Source organism: Caballeronia sp. LZ029 (assembly GCF_031451275.1).
Taxonomy (GTDB): domain Bacteria; phylum Pseudomonadota; class Gammaproteobacteria; order Burkholderiales; family Burkholderiaceae; genus Caballeronia; species Caballeronia jiangsuensis.
On the sequence record NZ_JARUXO010000078.1, the window covers coordinates 1 to 320 of the forward strand.

General features: G+C 59.1%; 1 protein-coding gene. It reads left to right on the top strand.

Translation table 11 applies throughout. The features are described 5' to 3' along the window. A partial coding sequence (tssJ, locus tag QCE73_RS34125) for a type VI secretion system lipoprotein TssJ (RefSeq protein ID WP_309885351.1) occupies nt 1-320 on the top strand: 320 nt, incomplete at both ends.

The following is a 320-nucleotide window of genomic DNA, read 5'->3' on the forward strand; positions in this document are numbered from 1 at the left end:
TATCAACTCAAGGATTCGAAGACCTTCGCGCAACTCGAATACGTCCAGTTGCAGAACGCCGATCTCGAACTGCTCAAGACGGATCTCGTCGCCACCAAGGACGTCGTGCTGCGCCCGGGCGCGAGCGCGAGCGTTGCCGAACCGATGCAGAAGGACGCCGAGTACGTTGGCGTAGTGGCGTTCTTCCGCTCGCCGAGCAGCAACGGCGTGTGGAAGCTGTTGATTCCGAAGAAGCAGTGGAAGGACACCGATCCGGTGAGAATCAGTGTGCAGAGCAATCTGCTCGTGCTCGAAGGTGCGGATCCGAAAGCCGTGAAACG